We start from the raw sequence: 22,416 nt of genomic DNA, 5'->3' as shown, positions 1-22,416 counted from the left end.
CGGGTGCCGCGTGAAAAGGAAAAGGCCTTACGCAATCTGCGTAAGGCCTTGTGTTTCCTTGGCGTCCCCAAGGGGATTTGAACCCCTGTTAACGGCGTGAAAGGCCGTCGTCCTGGACCAGGCTAGACGATGGGGACGCGGGGCGCGGAGTCCGTGTCGGCCGGGACGTGCCCGTTCGGTCGGTCCGTTCTGCTCGCGGAACGGGCCTTTTGGCATACATCGTCCCGCAGGGCAAGCCTTTTCACGTCCGAGGCCCGCCGGGGGAGCGTCCCCGCTCACGGGGACAGGGCTTATGTCGATTTTTCACAAGCGCGGCGGCTCCACGGGCCCGGTTCGGGGATATTGGCGAAAATAATGTGAAATTAGGAACATGCTTACTATGATGCGGCCTCCGCGGTTGTCAGCGGATAAATTTGTGTTAGGGTGGAGCGTCATGGCCCGTGCCTGCGCCCAGGTACCCATTCATCAAGAGTCGGCGGCCGCGCCAGAGAGCCGTCCCATCATCCGGAGAGCATAGACGATGAGCATCAAGTACAAAGTCCTGTTGCCGACCATCCCGCTGGTTCTGCTGATCGGCGTTATCGGGTTCTTCCTGCTGACCGGCCGGTTCGGCGAACTGCGGGCCTCCTTTGCCGGGATGCTGGTGGGCAACGCGGCCAGGACCCTGGAGCAGAACACCGAGGAGGCCGCTGTCCGGGCCGAGGAGGAGGCCTCTCTGTTCAGCCGCATGCCCGGCGTCATCCGGGCCTTTTCCCTGGCCCACCAGGGCGATCTCGGCAATGAGAGCGATCCCGTGGTGCAGAATGCCCGCGAGGCCCTGCGCGCCGAACTCGCGCCCGTCCTGGCCGGGTACCGGGAGGCCATGGGCGAAAAGCTCCGTCTCCACTTCCATCTGCCCAACGGGCGCAGCCTGGCGCGCATGTGGCTCGACAAGCAGGCCAAGCGCAACGGCAAGTGGGTGGACGTGTCCGACGACATTTCCAGCTTCCGCAAGACCGTCCTGGACGTGAACCGCGACGGCAAGCCGCGCCGAGGCATTGAGCCCGGACGCGGCGGCTTCGCCATCCGGGGCGTGGTCGCGGTCAAGGACGCGGAGGGCCGCCAGCTCGGCTCGGTGGAGGTACTCAAGAGCTACGGCGACGTCTTCAAGCTCTTCCGGGACGACGAGGGCAGCTTCTATACATTGTATATGGACGCCTCCCTGCTCCCGACCACCACCAACCTCCAGGACCCCGCGAAATATCCCCTGGTCGGCAAGGCCTTTGTCCGCGTGGCGGGCAAGGAGAACGCCGAACTGGACAGCCTCGTCACGGCGGACCGGCTGCGCAAGGCCGTTGACGGCCGGTACGTGACCGTGGACGGGAACTACGCCGTGGCCTACCTGCCGGTGAAGGACTACCAGGGCAAACCCATCGGCGTGATCACCCTGGCCCGCGACATCTCGATCCAGAATGCGATCATCGACGGCGCGGTGGCCCTGGTCCTGATTCTCTTCGGGCTGGCCGTGCTCGTGCCCCTGCTGACCCTGCTCGGGGTCATGCGCTACGCCGTGTTCCGGCCTCTGGAGCGCATCCGCGCCCTGGCCGAACAGGTCTCGCGCGGCAACCTGACCCAGGGCGAGCCCGTGACCGGCCGCGACGAGATCGGGGCCATCCACCGCTCGGTCAGCTCCATCCCGGTCAATCTCTCTGCGCTCATCGACGACTGCGAGGCCACGGCCCGCGAGGTCGCACGGGGCGTGGTCCGGGCGCGCGGCGACGCGGGCCGGTACGAGGGGGCCTACGCCCAGCTCATCCACAGTATGAACCGGGTGGCCGACACCTACACCGCCACCTTCGACTCCTTCCCCTTCCCGATCTTCACCGTGGACCGCGACCACAACCTGCTCTTCGTCAACAGGAACGCCGAGGAGATCGCCGGTCGCGACGGCGCCGAACTGCTGGGCACGCCGTGCAGCAGCGTCTTCAACACCGACATCTGCCAGACCGACAGTTGCGTCTGCACCCAGGCCATGCGCTCCATGGACCGCGTCGTGGGTTCCACCCGGGGCAAACTCGAGGCGGGCGAGGTGGACATCAAGGGGTACGCCAGCCCCCTGTACGACGCGGAACGCAGGGTGGTCGGGGCCCTCGAAGTCATCGTGGACCAGACGGACATCCTCGACTCCCAGCGCAAGATGCTGGATGTGGCCGACCGGGCCGGCAGGCTCTCCGAGCGCGTGGCCGGTGCGTCGCAACAGCTCTCCGAGCGCGTGGAGGAGTCCCGCGACGGGGCAGAGGAGCAGAGCGCCCGCGCCACCGAGACGGCCACGGCCATGGAGGAGATGAACGCCACCGTGCTCGAAGTGGCCCGCAATGCCAACGAGGCGGCGCGCAACGCGGAGCAGGCCGAGGGCCAGGCCCAGGCCGGGCGCGACGTGGTCGTTAAGGTGGTCGGCTCGGTCAACGAGGTCCAGGAACTGGCCTCCCTGCTCCGGGACAACATGAGCGAACTCGGCCGCCAGGCCGACGACATCGGCCGGGTCATGACCGTCATCAACGACATCGCCGACCAGACCAACCTGCTGGCCCTGAACGCGGCCATCGAGGCCGCCCGCGCGGGCGACGCCGGGCGCGGCTTCGCTGTGGTCGCGGACGAGGTCCGCAAGCTGGCCGAAAAGACCATGGTCGCCACCACCGAGGTGGGCAGCGCCATCGGGGCCATCCAGTCCATGGCCCAGCGCAACGTCAACGAGACCGACAAGGTCGCCCACGTGGTCGAGACCTGCACCTCCCTGGCCGAAGAGGCGGGCGAGTCCCTGACCGAGATCGTGGATTTCTCGCGCGACTCCGTGCGCCAGGTCCAGGGCATCGCCGCCGCGGCCGAGGAGCAGTCCGCCACCTCGGAACAGATCACTCGGGCCACTGAGGAGATGCACCGCATCTCCGAGAACACCAGCCAGGCCATGAGCCAGTCCGCCCAGGCCTGCCGGGAACTGAACGCCGTGGCCCGCGAACTCGACGCCCTCATCGGCGAACTCGCCTCCGCCTAGCGGCGGGGGCGCGGCCTCCTGCGGCCGGGGGAAGGGGAGAGGGAAACCCTTTGAGAAAAGGGCTTTCCCTCTCCCCTTCCCCCGGACCCCCATCCACTCTCCCTTCCTAAACTTTTTGTGGCCGCTTCGCGGGGTGCGGGCGCGGGGGGGGGCGGGCTGTCTTGCGTGGAGTGGGGTGAGGAGACGAGGGGAGGGGGCTTGCGCATGTACTCCCCGGCCCGACCGTGGTATGCCTGTGGTACAGGAACCCTGCGAGGTCGGACACCATGGCATTGCGCGTCATCGAAATCGTCACGCCCCGTTCGGACAAGGACGAGGTCAGGAAATCACTGGAGGAGCACCAGCCCGACGCGGGCTACGTGTTCTGGGCCACGCCGCTCGACGACGGCGAGTTCCTGTCCTTCCGCGTGGTCCTGGACGTGGCCGAGACCGGCAACGTCCTGGACGAGCTGGAGGAACTCTTCGCCTGGACCTCCAAGTACCGCATCGTGGTCTATCCCGCCGAGGCCACCCTGCCGCGCCTGGACAAGCTGGCCAAGGAAGAGGAGAAGGCGCACGCCGTCTTCCCCGAGGAGAACAAGGGCGGCAGCGGGTCCATCAGCCGCGAGGAACTGTACGACGACGTCCTGGACACGAGCCTGCTCTCCAAGAACTACGTCATGCTCGTGCTCTTCGCCTCCCTGGTCGGCATCATCGGGCTGCTGCGCGACAACGTGGCCATCATCATCGGAGCCATGGTCCTGGCCCCGCTGCTCGGACCCAACGTGGGCCTGGCCCTGGCCACCACCCTGGGCGACGCCCGCCTGACCCGCGAGGCCTTCAAGACCCTGGCCGTGGGCGTGGGGCTGTGCTTCGCCCTGTCCGTGGGGGCCGGGCTGCTCCTCGGCGTGCCCGAGGCGAACCACGAACTGGCCATCCGTAGCGTGACCGCCTATTCCGACATCGTCCTGGCCATGGTCTCGGGCGCGGCCGGGATCATCACCGTCACCCTGGGCGTGCCCACCTCCCTGGTCGGGGTCATGGTCGCCCTGTCCCTGCTCCCGCCGCTCATCGCCTGCGGCCTGTTCCTGGGCGCGGGCTTCCTGGCCCAGGCGGGCGGGGCGGGCCTGCTCTTCGCCGTGAACATCATCTGCCTCAACCTGGCCGGGGTCGGCACCTTCCTGGCCCAGGGCATCCGCCCCCTGTCCTGGTGGGACAAGGAACGCGCCAAAAAGGCCACCCTGCGGGCGGCCCTGGCCTGGACCGCGCTCCTGGCCGTGCTCGTCGGCCTGATGATCCTCCGGACCCGCTGACCGCTCCCTCCCCGTTTTCCTTCGTGACGATTTCCCGCCCCGGTTGACGCGGCGCGCCGACTCGCCGTGGCTGAAACGACCGCTCCGGCGATGTCCCGCGACGGGGAGGGCTGAGGCTAGGCCGCCGCCCGCAGACGCGGTTGGGCCGTGCGGAACAGTTCGATGATCTTTTTCGCGAGCTGTTCCGTGGTGTACAGCGAGCTGTCCAGGGTCAGGTGATAGCCGGTCACGTCGCGCCAGTTCCCGCCGGTATATTTCAGGCAGTAATTGGCCCGTTCATGGTCCATCTGTTCCAGGTCCTTGGAGGAATAGGAGGCGGGGGCCTTGTAGTCGTCGACGATCTTCCGTTTGCGGTACGCCTCGTTCGCGTGGATGAAGATGTTGAAGCAACTGGGGTTGTCCTTGAGGACGAAGTTGGCGCACCGTCCGACGATGACGCACGGCTGCTTGGCGCTGACGTCCCGGATGATCTTGCTCTGGATAAGGAAGAGCAGGTCCGTGGGCGGCAGCTTGTCCTGCACGTAGGCGTAGTTCTGGGCGTAGAGTTCGTGGAGCAGGGAGTTGCTGATCTTCTGCTCCCGGTCCTTGATGTAGTCCTCGGTGAAGCCGCTCTGTTGGGCGGTCAGGTCGATCAATTCCCTGTCGTAAAAGGTGAAGCCCAGTTTCTTGGCGATCTGTTGTCCGATCTCGTGGCCGCCGCTCCCGTATTCACGGGAGATGGTGATGACCGGGAAGGTCCCGTAGACGCCCGCCGGGGCCTCGGCCGGGGACTCGGTCCGGCCGCGGGCTTCGATCCGGGCGGCCGCCGCCCGCAGAAGCCTGTTCAAGAGCTGTATGAGATAACCGACCAGCAGGGCCGCGATGATGGTTCCCTCACGTATCCCGGCCACTCTGCCCGAGAGGAGCAGGGAGCTCGACAGGCCGATGACGACCATTGAGCTGTCGAAGCACATCTTCGTTTTGCCGAAATCCTTCTTGAAGGTATCGGCGATGACCACGATCAGGCCGTCGCCCGGGATGTAGGTCAGGTTCGCCTTGACCACCAGGAACACCCCGAGTGCCAGCAGCGCGCAGCTGACCAGCAGCCAGAGCAGCTGTTCCAGGTAACTCGACGGCTCGATGCCGGAAACCAGGCGGTAGGTGAAATCGATGCAGTAGCCCAGGATGACGACCGCTGGCAGTTGCAGGAGCTGGATGGGCGAATACCGTTTTCGCAATATGGCCATCTGCCCCAGGATGAAGAAGATGTTCATGAAGATGGTCATTTCGCCCAGGGTGAACGGCGTGCTCAGGCTATAGACGTAGGGCACGCAGGAGATGGGGGTGACCCCGAGATCCGCCCTGACCGAGACGGATACGCCCAGGGCCATGATGAGCAGGCCCAGGATCATGGTCAGCACGTCGATGAGTTTGCGGGTGGAAAGCACTGTTGTAATCCTATGATGAGGTTGAAGCCGGTACGCGGCGCGGCCGGGGGGGCCGGGGTCGGGCCCGGACCGCGATGAAACGGAAGTGCCGACGGCGGCCACACGGCGACGCGCCGATGCGGAAGGCCGTCGGGAGGCGGCTCCGGCGATCAGGGGGAGGTCGGTGCGCCCATGTTGTCGATCACCCGGTCCAGCATGCGCAGGAACAGCGCTCGTTCTCCCTCGTCGAAGCCGTTGAACAGGGCCTCCTTCTGCTGCGTCAGGATGCCGAGGATGTCGCCGCACAGATCCCGCGTCCTGTCGGTCGGGAAAACGTGCTTCCCTCGTCTGTCCGCAGGGTCTTCCCGGCGCTCGATCAGACCGTCCCTCTCCAGCCGTTTCAGGGCGCGGGCCGTTGCTGCCCGGTCGATGGACAGCAGTCTGGAGAGGTCTTCCTGGATGACGCCCTCTCGGCACAGCACCTCCATGACAAAGGGGAAGGTGCCCCGGGCGATGCCGATGGCCGAAATGGGCCCGGCCAGGGAATTCATGTTCAGTCGGCTCAGTCTGGATATACGGCGGATGGGCGAATCCTGTTCAAACCGTATGACGTCTTTTGTCTGCATGGCGCGCTCGATCGTTGACTTGTCAATGATTCGAAAGTCAATAATGGGACCGGATGGGGTTGTCAATCCTCTGATGGGCGGCCGCCGTAGGGTCCGGGCGCGCCCGAAAAAGGCCTCGCGCTCGAAGCGTGAGACCTTTGCTGGTCGATATGGCGTCCCCAAGAGGATTTGAACCCCTGTTGACGGCGTGAAAGACCGTAAACAATCAACCGGAAGGTCGCTTACCTAGGTTGTTTCAATGGGGTGAAAACGCCATGTTCGCCACAAAAACCATAGTTGCCGCTGAAAATGACACTTGGGTGACACGCGGGGAGATGGAGTTGGAGGAAGGGAGAAAACGGGACTTGTTTGGGAAAAGCGGTCTTGGCTTTTCGGGGTGTCTTTGCGCAAGACACATAAAATGAATCGGTTGCGGAATTCCCTCCCTCTCGTTGGTGAATTGTCGCCCCTTTGAGGAACGCATGAATTTCGAGTAGATGTCGCTGACAGTGGGTGGAAGTGAAAAGGTCATGGGCGTTTTTGAGCGTGTTGGACATACGCCTGCATGTTGCGATGACTTTTACATTCAGACGGTTTGCATAGGACGCCTCCGCATCCACTTGAGACCCTCCCAAAAGGCGAGGAAGACGCCTGCTGCGGCCAGAATGTAGAGCCAGTCAACAATGCCGATGGGGGCGAATCCCAGGAAATCGTTTATGCCGGGGGCGTGGACCGCAGCAAAGCTCTGCACGGCGGAGATGATGATTGAAGCGAGCAGGATTTTGTTGGTCAGAATGTTGCTGTTGAAAATCGAGACGTTTTGGTATCGGCGCGAAAGGATGTTCCCGAATTGACAAAAGGCCATGGTCAGCCAAGTCATCGCGCTGGCCCTCGCGTATTCGATCGTGCCGATGGCGTCCTGCCCAAGCGTCAGGCCGTGACGGTGCATGTAGAGAAAAAAGTTGGCCACCGACAGCGCCCCGATGAGGGAACCGAAGAAGCCGACCTCAATCCCGGTTGCCGCATTGAGAATATGGTCGCTGCGGTTTCGAGGCCGCCGCTTCATGTCATCCGGCGTGGGTGGATCGAAACACAGGAAAGTCAAAGGCAGAATTTCCGCCATGAGGTCGATGGCCAGGATCTGGATCGTCAGCATGGGGATTGCGTAGTTGCCCACGGCGATCCCGACCAGGCCGAAAAGGACGGCAAGGAGTTCCGCGACGTTCGTCGTCAGGGAGGCGAGCACCACCTTGCGGATGTTGCTGTAGATGCTCCGACCTTCCTCCACGGCATCCACGAGGGTGGAGAAATTGTCGTCCAGCAGCACGACCTCGGCAATCTCCTTGGCCACATCCACGCCGGTCTTCCCCATGGCCACGCCAATGTGTGCCCGCTTCAGGGCCGGAGCATCATTGATGCCGTCTCCGGTCACGGCCACGACCCGTCCCTGCTCTCCGAGCAGGCGAACCACCCGCAGCTTGTGTGCCGGTTCCACCCGGGAAAAAATCAGGGCCGAGTTGCTGCGCATCATGTAGGCAAGTTCCTCGTCGCCGAGGCCCGCCATTTCCTTTCCCCGGACGACCCGAACCGTACGCCCGTCAGCGCGAGCCAATCCGATGTCCCGGGCTATGGCCGCTGCCGTTGCCGCGTGGTCGCCGGTAATCATATAGGTATCTATGCCCGCGTTGTGGCATTTCGCCATCGCCTCACGCACGCCGCGCCGGGGAGGATCGATCATGCCGACGAGGCCGAGGAAAACCATGTCCCGTTCGGTTTCCTCAAGCGAAGCGGATTCGAAATCGCCGTTCAGCGGACGGTAGGCAAGGGCCAAGACCCGCAGGGCCTGGTCGGAGGATGCTATGTTCCAGTCTTCGATACGCTCCCTATCCCCCTGTGTCATGGGCTGAACGCCTCCGTCCTTCAACATGGAAACGCATACGTCGAGAATCGAGTCGGTAGCCCCTTTCATCATTACGCAGTCACCTTCGGGCAACCGTCTGATAAAGCTCATACGTTTCCGGCCGGGGTCGAAAGGAAAGCTGCGCAATTTCGGCGATTCCTCGATTTTACCATCAAACGCTCCCGCTTTCATGGCCATGACCACCAGGGCGGCCTCCGAGGGGTCTCCCACCGCGTACCAGTTCTCGTGCTGGTCGTCCGGCGGGTGAACGGTGCCTGCCGACGCGAGGATGGCGGTCCGGAAGAGAAGAGACAAAGCCTGAAGATCTTCCTCCGACACCGGATTCCCGGCTTCGTCCAACACCTCGCCCTCAGGCTGGTAGCCGACGCCGGTTAATTCCAACTCCCGTTCATTGCTCCACGCCCGGGTCACTGTCATTTCATTGCGGGTAAGGGTCCCCGTCTTGTCGGTGCAGATGACGTTGGTGGAGCCGAGCGCCTCCACGGTGGGCAGGCTTTTCACAACGGCATTTTTTCTGGCCAGGTGCTGGCTGGCGGAAGACATGGCCACGATGAGTTGCGCCGGAAGGGCCTGGGGGACACAGGCCACGGCCACGCCCAGTGCGTAGGTCACGGCCACAAGCCACCCCAGCCCCAGCCACAAGGCCAGGACAAGCAGGACTCCCGAGACGGCCCCGGCCACCACGGTCAACCGCACTGCCAGCACATTGAGCTCGTCTTGCAGCGGCGAGCGGACCTCGATGGTCTCCTCCGTCATCGTCGCGATTTTTCCCAACTCGGTGCGCATGCCGGTGAAAACCACCACGCCCATGCCGCTTCCGCTGGCGACAGAGGTCCCGGCAAACGCCATGTTGCGGCGGTCAGCCACGGTCAGGTCGGCGGCAAACCTTTCGGTCGTTTTGTCCACCGGCATCGATTCGCCGGTAAGGCTGAATTCGTTGGTTTGCAGGTTGTTGGATTCGACGATGCGCAAATCGGCCGGGATCTTGTCCCCCTGCTCAATATCGATCACATCGCCGGGCACCAGAGTCTGAAGCGGGATTTCCGTAAGCCTTTTGTCGCGGATTGCCCGGGCAGGGGAGAAAATGAGCGTGCGGAGCTTACGCACTATCCGGCTGGCGTTGTATTCCAAACTGAACCCGAGGGCCGCGTCGGCGATGACGATGAGAAAAATGATCGTACCGCTTCTGTAGTTTTCCCATGAGTTTTCCACGAGGGCGATACCAAAGGAGATGAATCCTGCCACGATCAAAACGACTACCAGCAGATCCTTGAACTGCGAGAATAAAATGGCAAGGCGGGAGCGAGACTTGGCCGAAACGAGGTCGTTGGAACCATGGACGCGGAGCCGACGCGCAGCCTCCTGTGAGGAAAGTCCCTGCATGGAAGAATTCAATGCGGCGAACGTTTCGTCCACTGACAAGGCATGGAATGCAATTTCGTCCATGGCCCGCTCCTTTTCCAAAATTTGATCCCGATCATCCATAGCATGACTATGCGAAACGGCGTGTTATTTATTCGTATCCCTTACCCGTCTCTTCTGTCATATCCGAAACCGCTCGTTCCGCCTCCAATGGCTCGCCCCCGGAGTTCGGCCAAGCAGAAGCAGCCATCCCTGGCTGGCCGCAAGCGTCGAACGACGGGGATTCCCCGGGTCTTCACAAACCGAGGACCCTGCCGTGGCAGGGCCCTTCCATTTCCGACAATTCTCTTTTGTCGTCTTTCGTCACGCTTGCGGCAGGGTGTTCTTCGGCGGGGGCTTCAGGTAGATGCTCGGCTCGGCGCTCTTTTTCCTGTCGATCTCCCGGCTCATGTCTCTGGCTTTCTGAAGAAGCACCTCCTTTCCCCCGAAGGTGATGGCGTCGGTCATGCACGCCTCCAGGCAGACCGGGTGCTCCCCGGCCACGATACGGTCGGAAGCCGAGCCCGGAAAGGCGCCAATGCCGCAGACAACGAAAAAGGCCTCACGCTCAAAGCGTGAGGCCTTTGCTGGTCAATATGGCGTCCCCAAGGGGATTTGAACCCCTGTTAACGGCGTGAAAGGCCGTAAACAATCAACTGGAAGGTCACTTACCTACGTTATTTCAATGGGTTGAAAACACCATATTCACCACAAAAAACATTGTTGCCGCTGAAAATGACACTTGGGCGATACGTAGAACCTGCCGGGGAGAGGAGAGAGGAACGGATGCTGGCCCAGTCGTCGGTTTTCAGCTCAGAAGTAGTACACGCACCGAAGTTCGCCCCTGGCTGCGTTAAGCTTGTTGCCGAACTCGGTGTCGGAGCCTCCGATCGGCAGGATGAGCCGGGGCCTCAACTCGAAGTTGGACGTGAGCATGTAGGATGCTTCGGGGTTGAAGGAGAGGCTTCCATCCCCGAGGTTCATGATCACGGTCGCTGTCGTGTTCAGGTAGAGGATATCGAAAGGTTCTTTTTGGGACACGCGGAAATACAGATAGTCCTGTCCGACGCTGCTCTGGTTGTAATAGGACGATACCTGTTTGCTTTTATTCAGGTCGGCGGCGTTCCCCGTGGCCTGATACGTGTCGTACGCCGTGTGGACATAGTCGTAGTAGGTTTCCAGTTGCGAAGCGGTGTACCCCTCTCCGTTGTGGTAATATTCTAGGAGATAGGTCGTTTCGTCCTCGGTCAGGTAGCGCGCGCCAAGAAGAAAGCTCCAGGCGTCGTATTCGTCGACGCTGCGGGTTCCGTCATCGTGGAGCACCGTTTTCTCGTAGCCCAACCGGACCGCCGTTTCGCCGTGGATGGCGAAATTGTCGGTGAGATTCATGGCAAAATCGAAGCCGAGGGACGTATCGTAATAGTCTCCGGCCATGGCCATGACGTCCATGTCCACGTCGGCAATCAGGAAGTAGAGCTTCCCCCCGTAGAGAACGCTTTCATCCGATGCCAACCCCGTGTTCACCCGCTCCCATACGGGAACGATCACCGGCGTGAACGCCAACGTCTGCAACGGTCCATCGAAGCTGAAAATGGCGTCGGCGACGCCCATGACGTAGCCTTCTCGGGTCTGGTCCGGGTCATCTACGTCCTTGGGACGGCTGGCGAAGCTCACGGGATTCCATGCATATCCCTTGCCCCATTTGAGGACCTTTTTCCCTGTTTCAAGCGTGAATCTCGGGTCCGGTCTCCAGGCGGCAAACCCTTCCTCAAGCATGATATCCCCCGCCCAGTGCTGGTCGTTCTTGAAAAAACGCTCCGACGGTTCATCCGGCTCACTGGAGGCCGACAGGGGCAACTGGCTCCACCCGACGTCGGCACGTGGACGGGCATAGAATCCGAACTTCTCGTATTTCAGGGACATTTCGGGCTTGATCTGGAGCAACAGGTCCGCTTGGAGTTCATCCTGCCGGGAGTTGTAGAAGCGTTGCTCGTAGACCGCAGAGTCCCTGTTCAGGAGCCGTTCGTACATTCGGAATTCGGCCTGGCCCCAGAACTCGAAGTGCTTTTCCTCCGCCGTAGGAATGTCGAAGTCCGCATCATACAGGGGCTCATCCTGGGCCAGGGCCGAAGCCGAGGCAACCAGGATAAGCGCCATGCAGAAGAACAGTCCGAGCTGGACGCCGGCTTTCGTCATTCCCTTTCCCGCAATCACTGACGGAGGGTTTCTATCCGCGGCAGGTAGTTGAGGGTAAAGACTTCATCCGAAAAGTCCCTGGCCTTCATCCGGGCGAAAATCATCACCGAGAGGTACCCCTTGTGAAGCGGGCTGTCCGTCTCGACAATGGCCGGACGGATGAATCCGTCGCCGAAGTCTGTCATCTTCTTGAAATGCAGTGTCTTGATGAGCATTCCGGACGCCGCGAGACACTTGATTTCCGTCGGGACCAGTTGGTCCTTCGCCACCAGCATCTCCAGCCTGTCATAGGCCACGTCGTTGGTCTTCGCCTTGAGGCGGAGAACGTAGGCGTCGCCGCTTTCTTCCATGGACTCCGGCGCATATTCGACGCTGTAGTCGAGCCGCATGATGTCGGCGTTATTGAAGATGCCGCCCGTTACCGATTGCAGGCTGGTTATCCTGACCGGCTTGGCCACGCTCGGAATGTGGAGCCACATGTTGTCGCCCAGGCGCAGGGTCGCACGGCCCTTTTCGCTGGAAGGCTCCAGGAAGACGGAGGCCACCATGTCCTGCCCTTTCTTGATGGTGTACAGGACGTATTCCCGCTTGCTCCCGTCCGGCTCGATGTTGATGAGCTTGCGGTAGGATTCGTAGCTGACCGGGGCAAGGTTGCGGTCCACTGCCAGCAGCACTTCCCCGGCATCCATGGCGAACACCTGGCCGCAGCCAAGGAGGAGGCTGAAGGCGACCAGGATGAGAATATGTCTTACGTTATGCATCGCATTTGTCCTCATGGGGTTATACGTGGCCGAGCGCATCGACGGGTTCCATCCGGCTCGCCTTCCACGCGGGTTGCAGCGCGGCCAGGGCGGATGCCACCAGGACGATGGCCGACAGGAAGAGCATTTCACTGGGGTTGATGTCCGGGCGCACGATCAGGTTGTCCATTCGCCCGAAGGAGAAGGCCACTCCCGCCGCCTTGAAGGCCAGCAATCCCCCCACGCCCAGGATCAGGCCGAGTACCGTCCCCAGTATGCCGAGGAGCACGCCTTCGGCCACGAAAAGCGACATGATCGTTCCGGGGGACGTGCCCATGGCCGCGATGGTCCCGATTTCCCGTACGCGCTCGAAGACCGACATCAGCATCACGTTGAGCACGCTGATGAGGACGATGGCGACCATGACGATCTTCACCGTGACCAGCATCAGGTCGATCATGTTCGCTATGTTGGAGAACGGCGACAGCTTGTCCCAGGTGTGCAGTTCAAAGGCGGGCTGTCCCTTCTTGTTCTTGACCTGTCCGAGCGTTGCCGCGAGCGACGCCGCGACGGGCTTCAGCTTGTTGAAGTCGGACACCCTGACCACGATTTCCGTAACTTCGCCCGGTTCGGTGCGGAGTAGGCTGCGGGCGTCTTCGATGTGCATGTAGGCGTCCTTGCCGCCCGGTCCCATGATGTCCTCGATGATCCCGGAAATCTGAAATTCCATGCCGTTGACGGAACCGTCCTTGTTGGTGGCGACCAGCACCACGGAGTCGCCGGGCTTCATCCCCAGGCTCTTGGCCACCTTTTCGGGAACCACGACCTGGCCCTTCTTGAGCAGATCCTCGCCGGGACCGGGGGCGCCCTGCTTCATCCTGCCCGCCAGGGATGTGCAGACGGCCGTTTCCCGTTTCGGGTCGATGGCCGAAAGTCTGACGTTGGTACTTTCCATGTAGTTGCTGAGGACCGCACCGAGCTTCAGCCTCGGTGCATACGCCTCCACGCCGGGAGTGGCATCGAGGGTTTCCGCAATTTTTTTGTATCCCTGTCCCTTCATGTTCAGATTGAGGGGCATGGTGTCGATGGACGAAAAGTAGCCCTTGCGGTGGATCTGCAGGTGGCCGATGCTCGAATCCGTGATGATACCGATCATCATGGACTTGAATGACCCGGCGAGGCCCGAGAACATGACCACCATGCACACGCCGATGACGATGAGCAGGGAAGTGAGGGCCGTGCGCCGTTTGTAGCGCGCCAGGTTGCGCAGGGCGATCTTGAAGATGTTAAGCATGGTCCTTGCCTCCCTGAATGAGGGGATTCCCGTTCAGCAGTTTGCCGTCCTCGATGCCGTGCACCACGTCGGCGTGTTCGACGATACGCGGGTCGTGGGTGGAGAAGACGAAGGTGGTCCCATAGGTGTCCCGCATCTTTTTCATCAGATCGATGATCTTGTGGGCCGTGTCATGGTCGAGGTTGGCGGTTGGCTCATCCGCCAGCACAACCTCCGGGTTGGTCACCAGCGCCCGGGCCACGGCCACGCGCTGTTTCTGGCCGCCCGAAATCTGGTCCGGTCGCTTGTCCTTCTGGTCGGTCATGCCGACGGCCTCCAGCACGGCCATCACGCGTTCCCGCCGCTCGACCGCGGGAGTCCGGGTGATCATGAGCAGGGGATATTCTATGTTCTCGTACACGCTCAGGACCGGGATAAGATTGAATGACTGGAAGATGAAGCCGAGATGCTTGCCGCGAAAATGGGCTGCTTCCTTTTTCCCCAGGGTATCCACCCTGGTGCCGGTCACCCGGACCTCTCCGGACGATGGCTTGTCCATGCAGCCGATGATGTTGAGCAGTGTTGTCTTGCCGCTTCCCGAAGGTCCCACGAACGTTACGAGTTTTCCTTTTTCGATGGAGACGGTGATCTGTTTCAAGGCTTCGGTTTCGACCTGCCCTGTCAGATATTTTTTCGAAATGCCGTTCAGTTCGATCAGCGACATGGTTTTCTCCTGTCCGCATGGCCTGGGGTTTTCCCGGCCGTGCAATTAATTCCAACCCGGATTTCCCCCGGCCATTGCCCCAAATCCTGGCCCACGGCCGCCGTAATTCTGAATCGCCTGTATCAGCCCTGAAAACTGATCCGGCCGCAACACGGCCTTTTCGTGGAGCAGAAGGCGAAGCACCTCGTCTTTCATTCCACCCTGATTCATAAGAATCTTTTGCTGAATGGCCCGGATCGCTTTTTCGTCGGCAACGGGTTCGGCCAGCAACTCCAGCATTCGCGTTCTCAGTTGCATCGTTTCCCGGCGGATACGGTCCGCGTTGGTCTTGAAGGCCAGGGCATAGGGCTCCAGTTTTTTCCATTGTTCGGGAGTCACCTGCACGCCTTCATACCGCGCCGCAAAAAATCGGTCTCCTGAAGGACGGGAAGCCTCCAACGGAGTCGAATTTTGTCCGGGGAAATACTGCATGCCCCAGAACAGGACAAAGGCGATGTTCAATCCCAGCGACAGGGCCAGCAACGACCGCTTCAGATAATGCATGACTACAACCTCCCCCCGCCGTCGAATCCGGCTAGCACCGCGGCCTCGATAGACCCGCCGGGAGCCGCACTCAGGGACGCGAAGACTACATTCTCGGTCCGCATCATGGCCCGTTCAGAGATAGATCCGCCATGGCTGTTCCACCCGAGCAAACCTCCCAGAAGCAGGCCGACGGCAAGGGCGGATGCCGTGACCGTCATCCCCAGCCCTCTGCGGACAATCTCCCGGAAGCGGCTTTTGGCCGGGGAATCGAAATACTCTCGTGAAGCCCGGGCCATGATCCGGAATTCCAGATCGCCCGGCATCGCCGGAGTGTCCAGGGAGGCAAGAGGTGCTTCCAGAGCCTCCAGCTCGGCAAGGCGCGCGCGGCAGGCCGCGCACCCATCGAGATGGCGTTTCATCTCCCGCAGTTCCCGTTCGGGCAGTTCGCCGTCCAGGTAGGCGGAAAGACGTGTATGGCAATTTCGGCAATGCATGTTTGCTGACCTCGTTATCATTAAACGACTCAAGTAGGGAAAACCCCCGCCTTCGAACAAAAAAAGTTCAACGCGATGCCAATTCCGTGCGCAATGCCTCGCGTCCCCTTGACAGTAGCCGCTCGACTCCCTTGCGCGACGTTTCGAGCACGGTGGCCATTTCATCGTAGCCGAGTCCTTCATAATAACGCAGTACCAAGGCCATGCGTTGTTTGGGGGGGAGGGTATCCAATGCCAGGCGCACGCGCGTCGCGTCCTGGCTCGCCATCAGCGCCTCCTCCTGTCCGGGGGATGGATCGGCCAATTCCAGATAATCATCCGACGGTCCGGGCTTTTTCTTCTTGGCATGATCCAGACAGAGCCGGGATATGATGACGTGGAAAAACGTCTTGAAACGAGCGGTTCGGCGATAGCGGTGTGATGCGGCAAGCAGCTTGATGAAGGCGGCCTGGACAATGTCCTCGGCCTCGTCCTTGGAGCCAAGGAAACGATAGGCCACACCCCAGGCCCAGGACTGGTGCCGCCGGACCAGTTCGCCGAAGGCCTGTCGGTCCCCGTTTCCCGAGGCTTCCAACAGGGCCTCGTCCGGGAGTTGCGATTGCGATCGATCAGGCAACCCACCGTCTCCCGGTGTTGTTGAGGCTTGCCTGGAATGGTCCGAGCTCGGATAGCCCCCCCCGCTCCGCGGCAAACGAGATGCTATCCACGGCCTGTACTCCGTCGAACTGCTTGCTTGGATCTTCCATGCCTTCATTTCCCATCAGGCCCGGCCTCCCGCGTCAGCTATCCGTTTCTATTTGACGACGGGGATTCCCCAAGGGGGGAACCCTCTGTCGTCTTCGTAAGAAGTGAAAGAGGGCAGTATTAATATTGTTTTGTCAATCTAGCGCATTCGTACAAATTTCAAAAATCATTTTGCACATAAGAGATCGGACTGGGTGTTCGGACAGTTCGATGGAAAAAATAAAGTGGGCTTGGAATTAGCGATGGCACCCAATGCGCTCCCCATCCCTTGAGCCGGAGTCGAAGCCGCCATCCCTCTCGCCGTCGCCTGCGCGGATGACGACGCAAGCAAAGTCGTCGGGGCCAGGCCGGACCGCGAAGCGTCCGCCCGAAGGGCTTGGCCTTGCCTTGACGGCTGCTTGCGTCACGCTCGCAGGGAAAACGGCGGGAGGTGAAGAATCCGTGCCGCCGGAGCTTGCGCGGCGATTTCCCGAGATGATACGACAGGGCATAACCAGTCAGGTTGAGTAACCGGAAGGAGGTAAAACGCATCCAAGGCGCGTTTATCAGTTTAGACTTCGTTAAAACTTATGAACGCTTATGTTGGCACTAACATTCCGTAACACCAAATACTTCTCTGCCGTTTATTTCCAAACGGCCCGCTTTTACATCCAAACGCCAGGCTGGAACACAGCACCCTCGCCGGACAAACGACAGGTATCTAGAAATCTGCCGTTGTCGAAATTCCCCCACGACCACCGCTTTATGCGCAGGATGAACGAGCCTGCGTGGTAGCACCCCTTATTGAATGGATTCTCAGAATTTTTCCTTCTGTGGGAAACGGACATTGATTTTTCCCGTGTCGGTTGTTGTGTGGCGTATTCGCGTCATGGGCAGATCATTTTCCGGCAAACGGGAAAAGTCCGACCAGCTTTGTCCCGGGGCGCTGCCCCGAATTTCAGGAAGGAGATTCACATGAAATCCATCAGTCTGGTACTGGGCGCGAACAGGGCAACCCTGTCCGGCCCGCGCTCGAAGCAGAACAGGGTCCGTCAGAATGCCCGAGCTTTTGCCAAGCGGCTTCGCCGTGCAGGGTTCGGGGTTCGCAAATGGACCAATGTTACGAACAAGCATTTTTCGGCTGTTGCCCGGCAAATGCAGGAAGAAGGCAAGGGTGACGGGCGCATCGCCGAAATCTTTTCGGCGGCCCGTGACCTTTGCAAGGCCTATGGGAATACCGGCATCAGCCCGACCAATGACGTGTTCGACGTTCGGCCGGGCAGCATTGCCAACGCCAACAGCAAAGCGGTTGCCCCCGCCTTCGTGCAGGGGGCAATCGACAAGCTGGGAAAAGAGCTTGCCCATGAATACGGTCCCCGGTGTGCCGCCCAAATCCGCCTGCAATGGGAACTGGGCGTTCGCCGAGAAGAATCGGCCAAAGTCGATCTGGACACGGACTGGAACAGGGAAGGCCGCAGCCTGCTCGTCCAGTATGGGACGAAGGGGGGACGGCCCAGGACGCTGGCCAATCTGTCCGACAAGCAGCAGGACGCTCTGGAACGGGCGTTGCCATATATCAGCCAATCCAACAGACCGGGGGTACATAATCTCATGCCTGAAGGGATGGGCGACAAGTGGCAGGAAAAGCTTTCGTACGCGGCCAGGCTTTGCGGGTTCACCAAGAAGGAAAGTGGGTGGACACTGCACAGCAACCGTCATGAACGGTTTCACCGCCTGTACGTTGAGCACACGGGCTTTCAGCCGCCCAATCAGCACCCTTCAGTAAAAGTCTTCCAACAAACGGCCTATGACGTGGCAGGGGATGAATGGCATCGGCTTGACGCCGAAGCCCGTGACGAAATCGAAGTGACCGCAGGACATTCCGGAGGAAGGCGGGATGTGTCCGATGCCTACCTTGGCAGCTGTCAGTGACAGGACCCCGCTTCGGCGGGGTTTCCTTTTGGGCGTGAGGTTCCATGGGTGAGAGAGATCGCCTGGGCGATTTCTCTCACCCATGGAACCGTCCTCCCCGCCCATCGGTTCAAACCGATGGGCGGGGAGGACTTTCACTGGGCAGGAGCAATACTTGTAAAAAAACAAAAATATCCGTTTCCGGTTCCTTGCTCTCAAAGATACCGGCGTGCTTAAACTGAAGGGTTGGCTGGGAGTCCCGCACCGGGACAATCCCTTTCAGCATGTGGACAGGTTCCCCGAGGATCGCCACCCGCGCTATGTCCCGCCGCTGGACGATTTCCGCAAGGTGCTGGACCTGGCCGGGCCTCGTCGTCGGCAACTGCTGTTGCTGGCCTTCCATACCGCGCCGCGCAGGAGCGAGCTCTGGAAGCTCAAGTGGAGCGAGGTCGACTTCGGATTAGGGCTTGTCGGCTACTGGACACGGAAGCGTCGAAGCGGAAACGCGGAATTCGATGAGCTCCCCATGTCCGCAGGGCTTCGAGCCAAGCTGGCCGAATGGAAGCTGGTGTCCGGCGCCGAGGATCTGGTCTTCGGCAGCCGGTTCAACGGTCTTCTGGACCCGAACAACCGGTGGTTGAAGCGGTTGTGCGCCGAAGCAGGGGTGAAGCCGTTCGGCTTTCATGGCATCCGTCATCTGGCGGCCCGAGTGGCCATCGACAACGGTGCGACCATCATGGAAGTGAAGCACTTGCTCAGGCACAAGTCCATCGCCACGACCCAGCGCTACATCGGACGAAGAAGACCACCGGCGCCGTGGAAGCCCCGGATGCGGCCCTGGCCGATGCGGTCGGAAACTGATCCAGGAGCAATGACGCTCGCGGGTGCCGCGTGAAATGGAAAAGGCCTTACGCAATCTGCGTAAGGCCTTGTGTTTCCTTGGCGTCCCCAAGGGGATTTGAACCCCTGTTAACGGCGTGAAAGGCCGTAAACAATCAACCGGAAGGTCGCTTACCTATGTTATTTCAATGGGTTGAAAACGCCATATTTACCACAAAAACCATAGTTGCCGCTGAAAATGACACTTGGGCGACACGTGAAGTTGTCAAAGATAGACAGAAATTAGAGCCGCTCATATCAACCGAGAAGTGGCTTTTGGGGATAGAGTTAGAACATGTGTTTTTATGAAAACAAGGGACTGTGTATTCCTTGTTGAATGATGTCTTTTAACTTTTCTCTGGAGGGGCCTCCTGTTATATGATTACCAATAGTTGAATAAGAATCATAGATTCATTTTCGATTTGAAGCCCTCGGACAAGGGTTAAACACACAGGAACAGTTGAGACATGACCAAGACTGAGGCCCAAACTCGTTCGGAGCTGATTGACAATCGTTTGGCTGACGCTGGCTGGAATGTCAAAGATCCAGGTCAGGTAATAGAAGAATTTGATATTTTAACCTCTCTTCCAGAAGGTGTCGCTGAGCCTCGTACACTCTATGAAGGTCACCAGTTCAGCGACTATGTCTTGCTTGGCAAAGACCGCAAACCCATGGCGGTTGTTGAGGCCAAGAAATCCAGCAAAGATGCAGCAATAGGTCGAGAGCAGGCTAAGCAATATTGCATTAATATCCAAAAGCAACTGGGTGGAGAACTCCCATTCTGTTTCTACACTAACGGGCATGACATCTATTTTTGGGATCTGGACAACTATCCACCTCGCAAGGTTGTAGGCTTTCCAACGCGAGATGATTTGGAGCGGTTTCAGTACATCCGTCGTAATCGTAAGCCGCTGACCCAAGAACTCATCAATACCGCCATTGCCGGACGAGATTATCAAATCCGGGCCATACGTGCCGTTCTTGAAGGCATCGAACAAAAAAAACGTGACTTTTTGCTAGTTATGGCGACCGGTACCGGCAAGACTCGAACCTGCATAGCGACGATTGATGCCCTGATGCGGGCCGGGCACGCTGAAAGAGTGTTGTTCTTGGTTGACCGTACCGCATTGCGTGAGCAGGCGTTGGCCGCTTTTAAGGAACACCTGCCCAACGAGCCGCGCTGGCCCAACGTAGGCGAAAAGCTCCTCGCCAAAGACCGCCGTATCTACATTTCGACCTACCCCACCATGCTCAACATTATTCGGGACGAGTCGCAGAACCTATCACCGCACTTCTTTGATTTCATAGTGGTCGATGAAAGCCACCGCTCCATTTACAACACCTATAAAGAGGTGTTGGACTTCTTCAAGACAATCACCCTGGGCCTGACGGCCACGCCCACAGACATCATTGACCACAACACCTTTCAGCTCTTCCATTGCGAAGAGGGCCTCCCCACTTTTGCCTACACTTTTGAAGAGGCGGTTAACAGCGTGCCGCCCTATCTGAGCAGCTTTCAGGTAATGAAAATCCAGACCCGCTTCCAGATGGAAGGCATCAGTAAGCGCACAATCTCGCTGGAGGATCAAAGAAAGCTGCTTCTGGAGGGGAAGGAAGTCGAAGAGATCAACTTCGAGGGATCACAGCTGGAAAAGCAGGTGATCAACAAAGGGACCAACACCCTAATTGTCAGGGAATTCATGGAGGAGTGCATCAAAGACCACAACGGTGTGCTGCCCGGCAAGACCATCTTCTTTTGCTCTTCCAAGGCCCATGCCCGACGGATGGAAGAAATTTTCGACAAGCTTTACCCCGAGCACAAAGGCGAGTTGGCCAAGGTTCTGGTTTCCGATGACCCCCGTGTCTACGGCAAGGGCGGACTGCTTGATCAATTCACCAACAGCGACATGCCTCGGGTCGCCATCAGCGTCGATATGTTGGACACCGGTATTGACGTTCGCGAAATAGTCAATCTTGTCTTTGCCAAGCCAGTGTACTCCTACACCAAGTTTTGGCAGATGATCGGGCGTGGCACCCGTCTCCTGGAAACCAGCAAACCTAAGCCCTGGTGCCTAGAAAAGGATGTATTCCTAATTCTCGACTGCTGGGACAACTTTGAATATTTCAAATTGCAGCCAAAGGGCAAGGAGCTCAAGCCTCAACTGCCCCTGCCTGTGCGGCTTGTCGGGTTGCGCCTTGATAAGATTGAAAAAGCCCTCGACCTGGCACAGGAACAGATCGCCAAGCGCGAAATAGACAAGCTGCGTTTTCAAATCAGCCAGTTGCCGCAAAATTCAGTAGTCATCAAGGAGGCGGCGGCCTGTCTGGGCAGGGTGTATGAAGGGAACTTCTGGATAACGCTAAGCCGCCAGAGATTGGAATTCCTGCGCTCCGAGATCAAGCCGCTCTTCCGCACCGTTTCCGAGGCTGACTTTAAGGCCATGCGCTTTGAGCGGGATGTTCTAGAATATTCACTCGCAAGGCTCAGCAACGAAAAGGAAAAGGCTGAAACCCTCAAGGAGGGGCTTATCGAGCAGATCAGCGAACTGCCGCTTTCCGTCAACTTCGTTAAAGCAGAAGAACAGTTGATTCGCGCTGCCCAGACAAACCATTATTGGTCCGTAAGTGATGTCAACGCACTGGAGGATGCTCTTGACGAATTGAACACCCGCCTCGGCCCGTTGATGAAGTTTCGCGAGTTGCAGACTGGCCCGGGCCCTGTGCACCTCGACCTAACCGACGTGCTACACAACAAAGAACGGGTAGAGTTCGGCCCGCAGCACGAATCGGTCAGCATCAGCCGCTACCGCGAAATGGTCGAGACGATGATTGCCGAACTTACTGACCATAATCCCGTCCTGCAAAAAATCAAAAACGGCGAAAATGTTTCTTCGGCAGAGGCTGCCGATTTGGCAGAAATGCTCCATGCCGAACATCCGCACATCACCGAAGACCTCCTGCGCCAGGTCTACAAGAATCGCAAAGCACATTTCATCCAGTTCATTCGCCATATTCTTGGGATAGAGGTTCTCAGAAGCTTCCCCGAGACGGTTAGCGAGGCGTTTGATCAGTTCATCGGTCAGCACAGCAACCTTTCCAGCCGCCAGTTGGAATTCCTGAATCTGCTTAAGGGGTTCATCATCGAACGCGAGAAGGTCGAAAAAAGAGACCTCATCAATGCTCCCTTTACGGTGATCCATCCGCAAGGTATTCGAGGTGTCTTTGGTCCGGCAGAAATTAACGAAATACTGCAACTAACCGAACGTTTGGCGGCCTAGGAAAAGCGATAGCCCAT

At 59.4% G+C, this 22,416-nt stretch carries 16 protein-coding genes and 3 tRNA genes; 5 read left to right on the top strand and 14 right to left on the bottom strand.

Annotated elements, in window-relative coordinates:
- Positions 1–59: 59 nt before the first annotated feature.
- Positions 60–137, bottom strand: a tRNA-Glu gene (locus DND132_RS07690).
- A 383-nt stretch (positions 138–520) separates the two neighbouring features.
- Here DND132_RS07690 and DND132_RS07685 point away from each other — a divergent pair.
- Positions 521–3,031, top strand: coding sequence for a methyl-accepting chemotaxis protein (locus tag DND132_RS07685; RefSeq protein WP_014322150.1), 2,511 nt, complete (start codon positions 521–523; stop codon positions 3,029–3,031).
- 266 nt (positions 3,032–3,297) lie between these two features.
- On the top strand, positions 3,298–4,323 hold the full coding sequence (locus DND132_RS07680) for a TIGR00341 family protein (RefSeq protein ID WP_014322149.1): 1,026 nt from the start codon (positions 3,298–3,300) through the stop codon (positions 4,321–4,323).
- Positions 4,324–4,439: 116 nt separating this feature from the next.
- Here DND132_RS07680 and DND132_RS07675 read toward each other — a convergent pair whose 3' ends face one another.
- The 12 genes from DND132_RS07675 to DND132_RS07630 form a co-directional block, all read right to left on the bottom strand.
- Positions 4,440–5,750 carry a cytidylate kinase family protein gene (locus DND132_RS07675; protein ID WP_014322148.1) on the bottom strand — a complete coding sequence of 437 codons (1,311 nt, stop codon included), beginning with the start codon at positions 5,748–5,750 and terminating at the stop codon, positions 4,440–4,442.
- Positions 5,751–5,899: 149 nt separating this feature from the next.
- Entirely contained in the window at positions 5,900–6,355 is a 456-nt protein-coding gene (locus DND132_RS07670; protein ID WP_014322147.1) for a MarR family winged helix-turn-helix transcriptional regulator, read from the bottom strand.
- Between the two features lie 565 nt (positions 6,356–6,920).
- Positions 6,921–9,701, bottom strand: coding sequence for a cation-translocating P-type ATPase (locus DND132_RS07665; RefSeq protein ID WP_014322146.1), 2,781 nt, complete (start codon positions 9,699–9,701; stop codon positions 6,921–6,923).
- 279 nt (positions 9,702–9,980) lie between these two features.
- A complete protein-coding gene (locus DND132_RS18190; RefSeq protein WP_190275300.1) occupies positions 9,981–10,124 on the bottom strand; it encodes a hypothetical protein in 144 nt (47 codons plus the stop codon).
- 129 nt (positions 10,125–10,253) lie between these two features.
- Positions 10,254–10,337 (bottom strand) — tRNA-OTHER (locus tag DND132_RS18185).
- Positions 10,338–10,469: 132 nt separating this feature from the next.
- The gene (locus DND132_RS07660; RefSeq protein ID WP_014322145.1) at positions 10,470–11,852 is read right to left on the bottom strand and encodes a hypothetical protein; all 1,383 of its coding nucleotides are present in this window, start codon (positions 11,850–11,852) and stop codon (positions 10,470–10,472) included.
- 14 nt (positions 11,853–11,866) lie between these two features.
- On the bottom strand, positions 11,867–12,613 hold the full coding sequence (locus DND132_RS07655) for an outer membrane lipoprotein-sorting protein (RefSeq protein WP_014322144.1): 747 nt from the start codon (positions 12,611–12,613) through the stop codon (positions 11,867–11,869).
- Positions 12,614–12,632: 19 nt separating this feature from the next.
- Positions 12,633–13,886, bottom strand: coding sequence for an ABC transporter permease (locus DND132_RS07650; protein WP_014322143.1), 1,254 nt, complete (start codon positions 13,884–13,886; stop codon positions 12,633–12,635).
- On the bottom strand, positions 13,879–14,589 hold the full coding sequence (locus DND132_RS07645) for an ABC transporter ATP-binding protein (protein WP_014322142.1): 711 nt from the start codon (positions 14,587–14,589) through the stop codon (positions 13,879–13,881). Before DND132_RS07645 ends, DND132_RS07650 begins: the two co-directional genes overlap by 8 nt.
- A 45-nt stretch (positions 14,590–14,634) precedes the next feature.
- Positions 14,635–15,132: a Spy/CpxP family protein refolding chaperone gene (locus tag DND132_RS07640; RefSeq protein WP_014322141.1), complete on the bottom strand. Its 498-nt coding sequence runs from the start codon at positions 15,130–15,132 to the stop codon at positions 14,635–14,637.
- Between the two features lie 2 nt (positions 15,133–15,134).
- Positions 15,135–15,608, bottom strand: coding sequence for an anti-sigma factor (locus tag DND132_RS17975; RefSeq protein WP_014322140.1), 474 nt, complete (start codon positions 15,606–15,608; stop codon positions 15,135–15,137).
- A 67-nt stretch (positions 15,609–15,675) separates the two neighbouring features.
- Positions 15,676–16,224, bottom strand: a complete 549-nt coding sequence (locus DND132_RS07630; protein ID WP_014322139.1) for an RNA polymerase sigma factor — start codon at positions 16,222–16,224, stop codon at positions 15,676–15,678.
- Positions 16,225–17,306: 1,082 nt separating this feature from the next.
- On the opposite strand from DND132_RS07630, the gene DND132_RS07625 reads away from it, so the two are divergent.
- Both DND132_RS07625 and DND132_RS07620 read left to right on the top strand, forming a co-directional pair.
- Complete coding sequence (locus DND132_RS07625; protein WP_014322138.1) at positions 17,307–18,263, top strand: integrase domain-containing protein; 957 nt, start codon at positions 17,307–17,309, stop codon at positions 18,261–18,263.
- A 208-nt stretch (positions 18,264–18,471) separates the two neighbouring features.
- Entirely contained in the window at positions 18,472–19,137 is a 666-nt protein-coding gene (locus DND132_RS07620) for a tyrosine-type recombinase/integrase (protein WP_014322137.1), read from the top strand.
- Positions 19,138–19,182: 45 nt separating this feature from the next.
- Here the strand turns inward: DND132_RS07620 and DND132_RS18180 are convergent.
- Positions 19,183–19,266: transfer RNA gene (locus DND132_RS18180), tRNA-Glu, on the bottom strand.
- A 322-nt stretch (positions 19,267–19,588) separates the two neighbouring features.
- Between DND132_RS18180 and DND132_RS07615 the strand changes: the two genes are divergently transcribed.
- On the top strand, positions 19,589–22,399 hold the full coding sequence (locus tag DND132_RS07615; RefSeq protein WP_014322136.1) for a type I restriction endonuclease subunit R: 2,811 nt from the start codon (positions 19,589–19,591) through the stop codon (positions 22,397–22,399).
- Positions 22,400–22,416: the final 17 nt, after the last annotated feature.

Source organism: Pseudodesulfovibrio mercurii, assembly GCF_000189295.2.
GTDB lineage: Bacteria > Desulfobacterota > Desulfovibrionia > Desulfovibrionales > Desulfovibrionaceae > Pseudodesulfovibrio > Pseudodesulfovibrio mercurii.
The sequence above is the reverse complement of the archived record's forward strand: the minus strand, read 5'-3'. Positions and strand labels throughout refer to the sequence as shown.

What these genes read in the sequence shown, in the direction of transcription:
- DND132_RS07685 (WP_014322150.1), top strand. Translation starts at nt 521, where the DNA reads ATGAGCATCAAGTACAAAGTCCTGTTGCCGACCATCCCGCTGGTTCTG.
- DND132_RS07680 (WP_014322149.1), top strand. Translation starts at nt 3,298, where the DNA reads ATGGCATTGCGCGTCATCGAAATCGTCACGCCCCGTTCGGACAAGGAC.
- DND132_RS07670 (WP_014322147.1), bottom strand. Translation starts at nt 6,355, where the DNA reads ATGCAGACAAAAGACGTCATACGGTTTGAACAGGATTCGCCCATCCGC.
- DND132_RS07665 (WP_014322146.1), bottom strand. Translation starts at nt 9,701, where the DNA reads ATGGACGAAATTGCATTCCATGCCTTGTCAGTGGACGAAACGTTCGCC.
- DND132_RS18190 (WP_190275300.1), bottom strand. Translation starts at nt 10,124, where the DNA reads ATGACCGACGCCATCACCTTCGGGGGAAAGGAGGTGCTTCTTCAGAAA.
- DND132_RS07660 (WP_014322145.1), bottom strand. Translation starts at nt 11,852, where the DNA reads ATGACGAAAGCCGGCGTCCAGCTCGGACTGTTCTTCTGCATGGCGCTT.
- DND132_RS07655 (WP_014322144.1), bottom strand. Translation starts at nt 12,613, where the DNA reads ATGCATAACGTAAGACATATTCTCATCCTGGTCGCCTTCAGCCTCCTC.
- DND132_RS07650 (WP_014322143.1), bottom strand. Translation starts at nt 13,886, where the DNA reads ATGCTTAACATCTTCAAGATCGCCCTGCGCAACCTGGCGCGCTACAAA.
- DND132_RS07645 (WP_014322142.1), bottom strand. Translation starts at nt 14,589, where the DNA reads ATGTCGCTGATCGAACTGAACGGCATTTCGAAAAAATATCTGACAGGG.
- DND132_RS07640 (WP_014322141.1), bottom strand. Translation starts at nt 15,132, where the DNA reads ATGCATTATCTGAAGCGGTCGTTGCTGGCCCTGTCGCTGGGATTGAAC.
- DND132_RS17975 (WP_014322140.1), bottom strand. Translation starts at nt 15,608, where the DNA reads ATGCATTGCCGAAATTGCCATACACGTCTTTCCGCCTACCTGGACGGC.
- DND132_RS07625 (WP_014322138.1), top strand. Translation starts at nt 17,307, where the DNA reads ATGAAATCCATCAGTCTGGTACTGGGCGCGAACAGGGCAACCCTGTCC.
- DND132_RS07615 (WP_014322136.1), top strand. Translation starts at nt 19,589, where the DNA reads ATGACCAAGACTGAGGCCCAAACTCGTTCGGAGCTGATTGACAATCGT.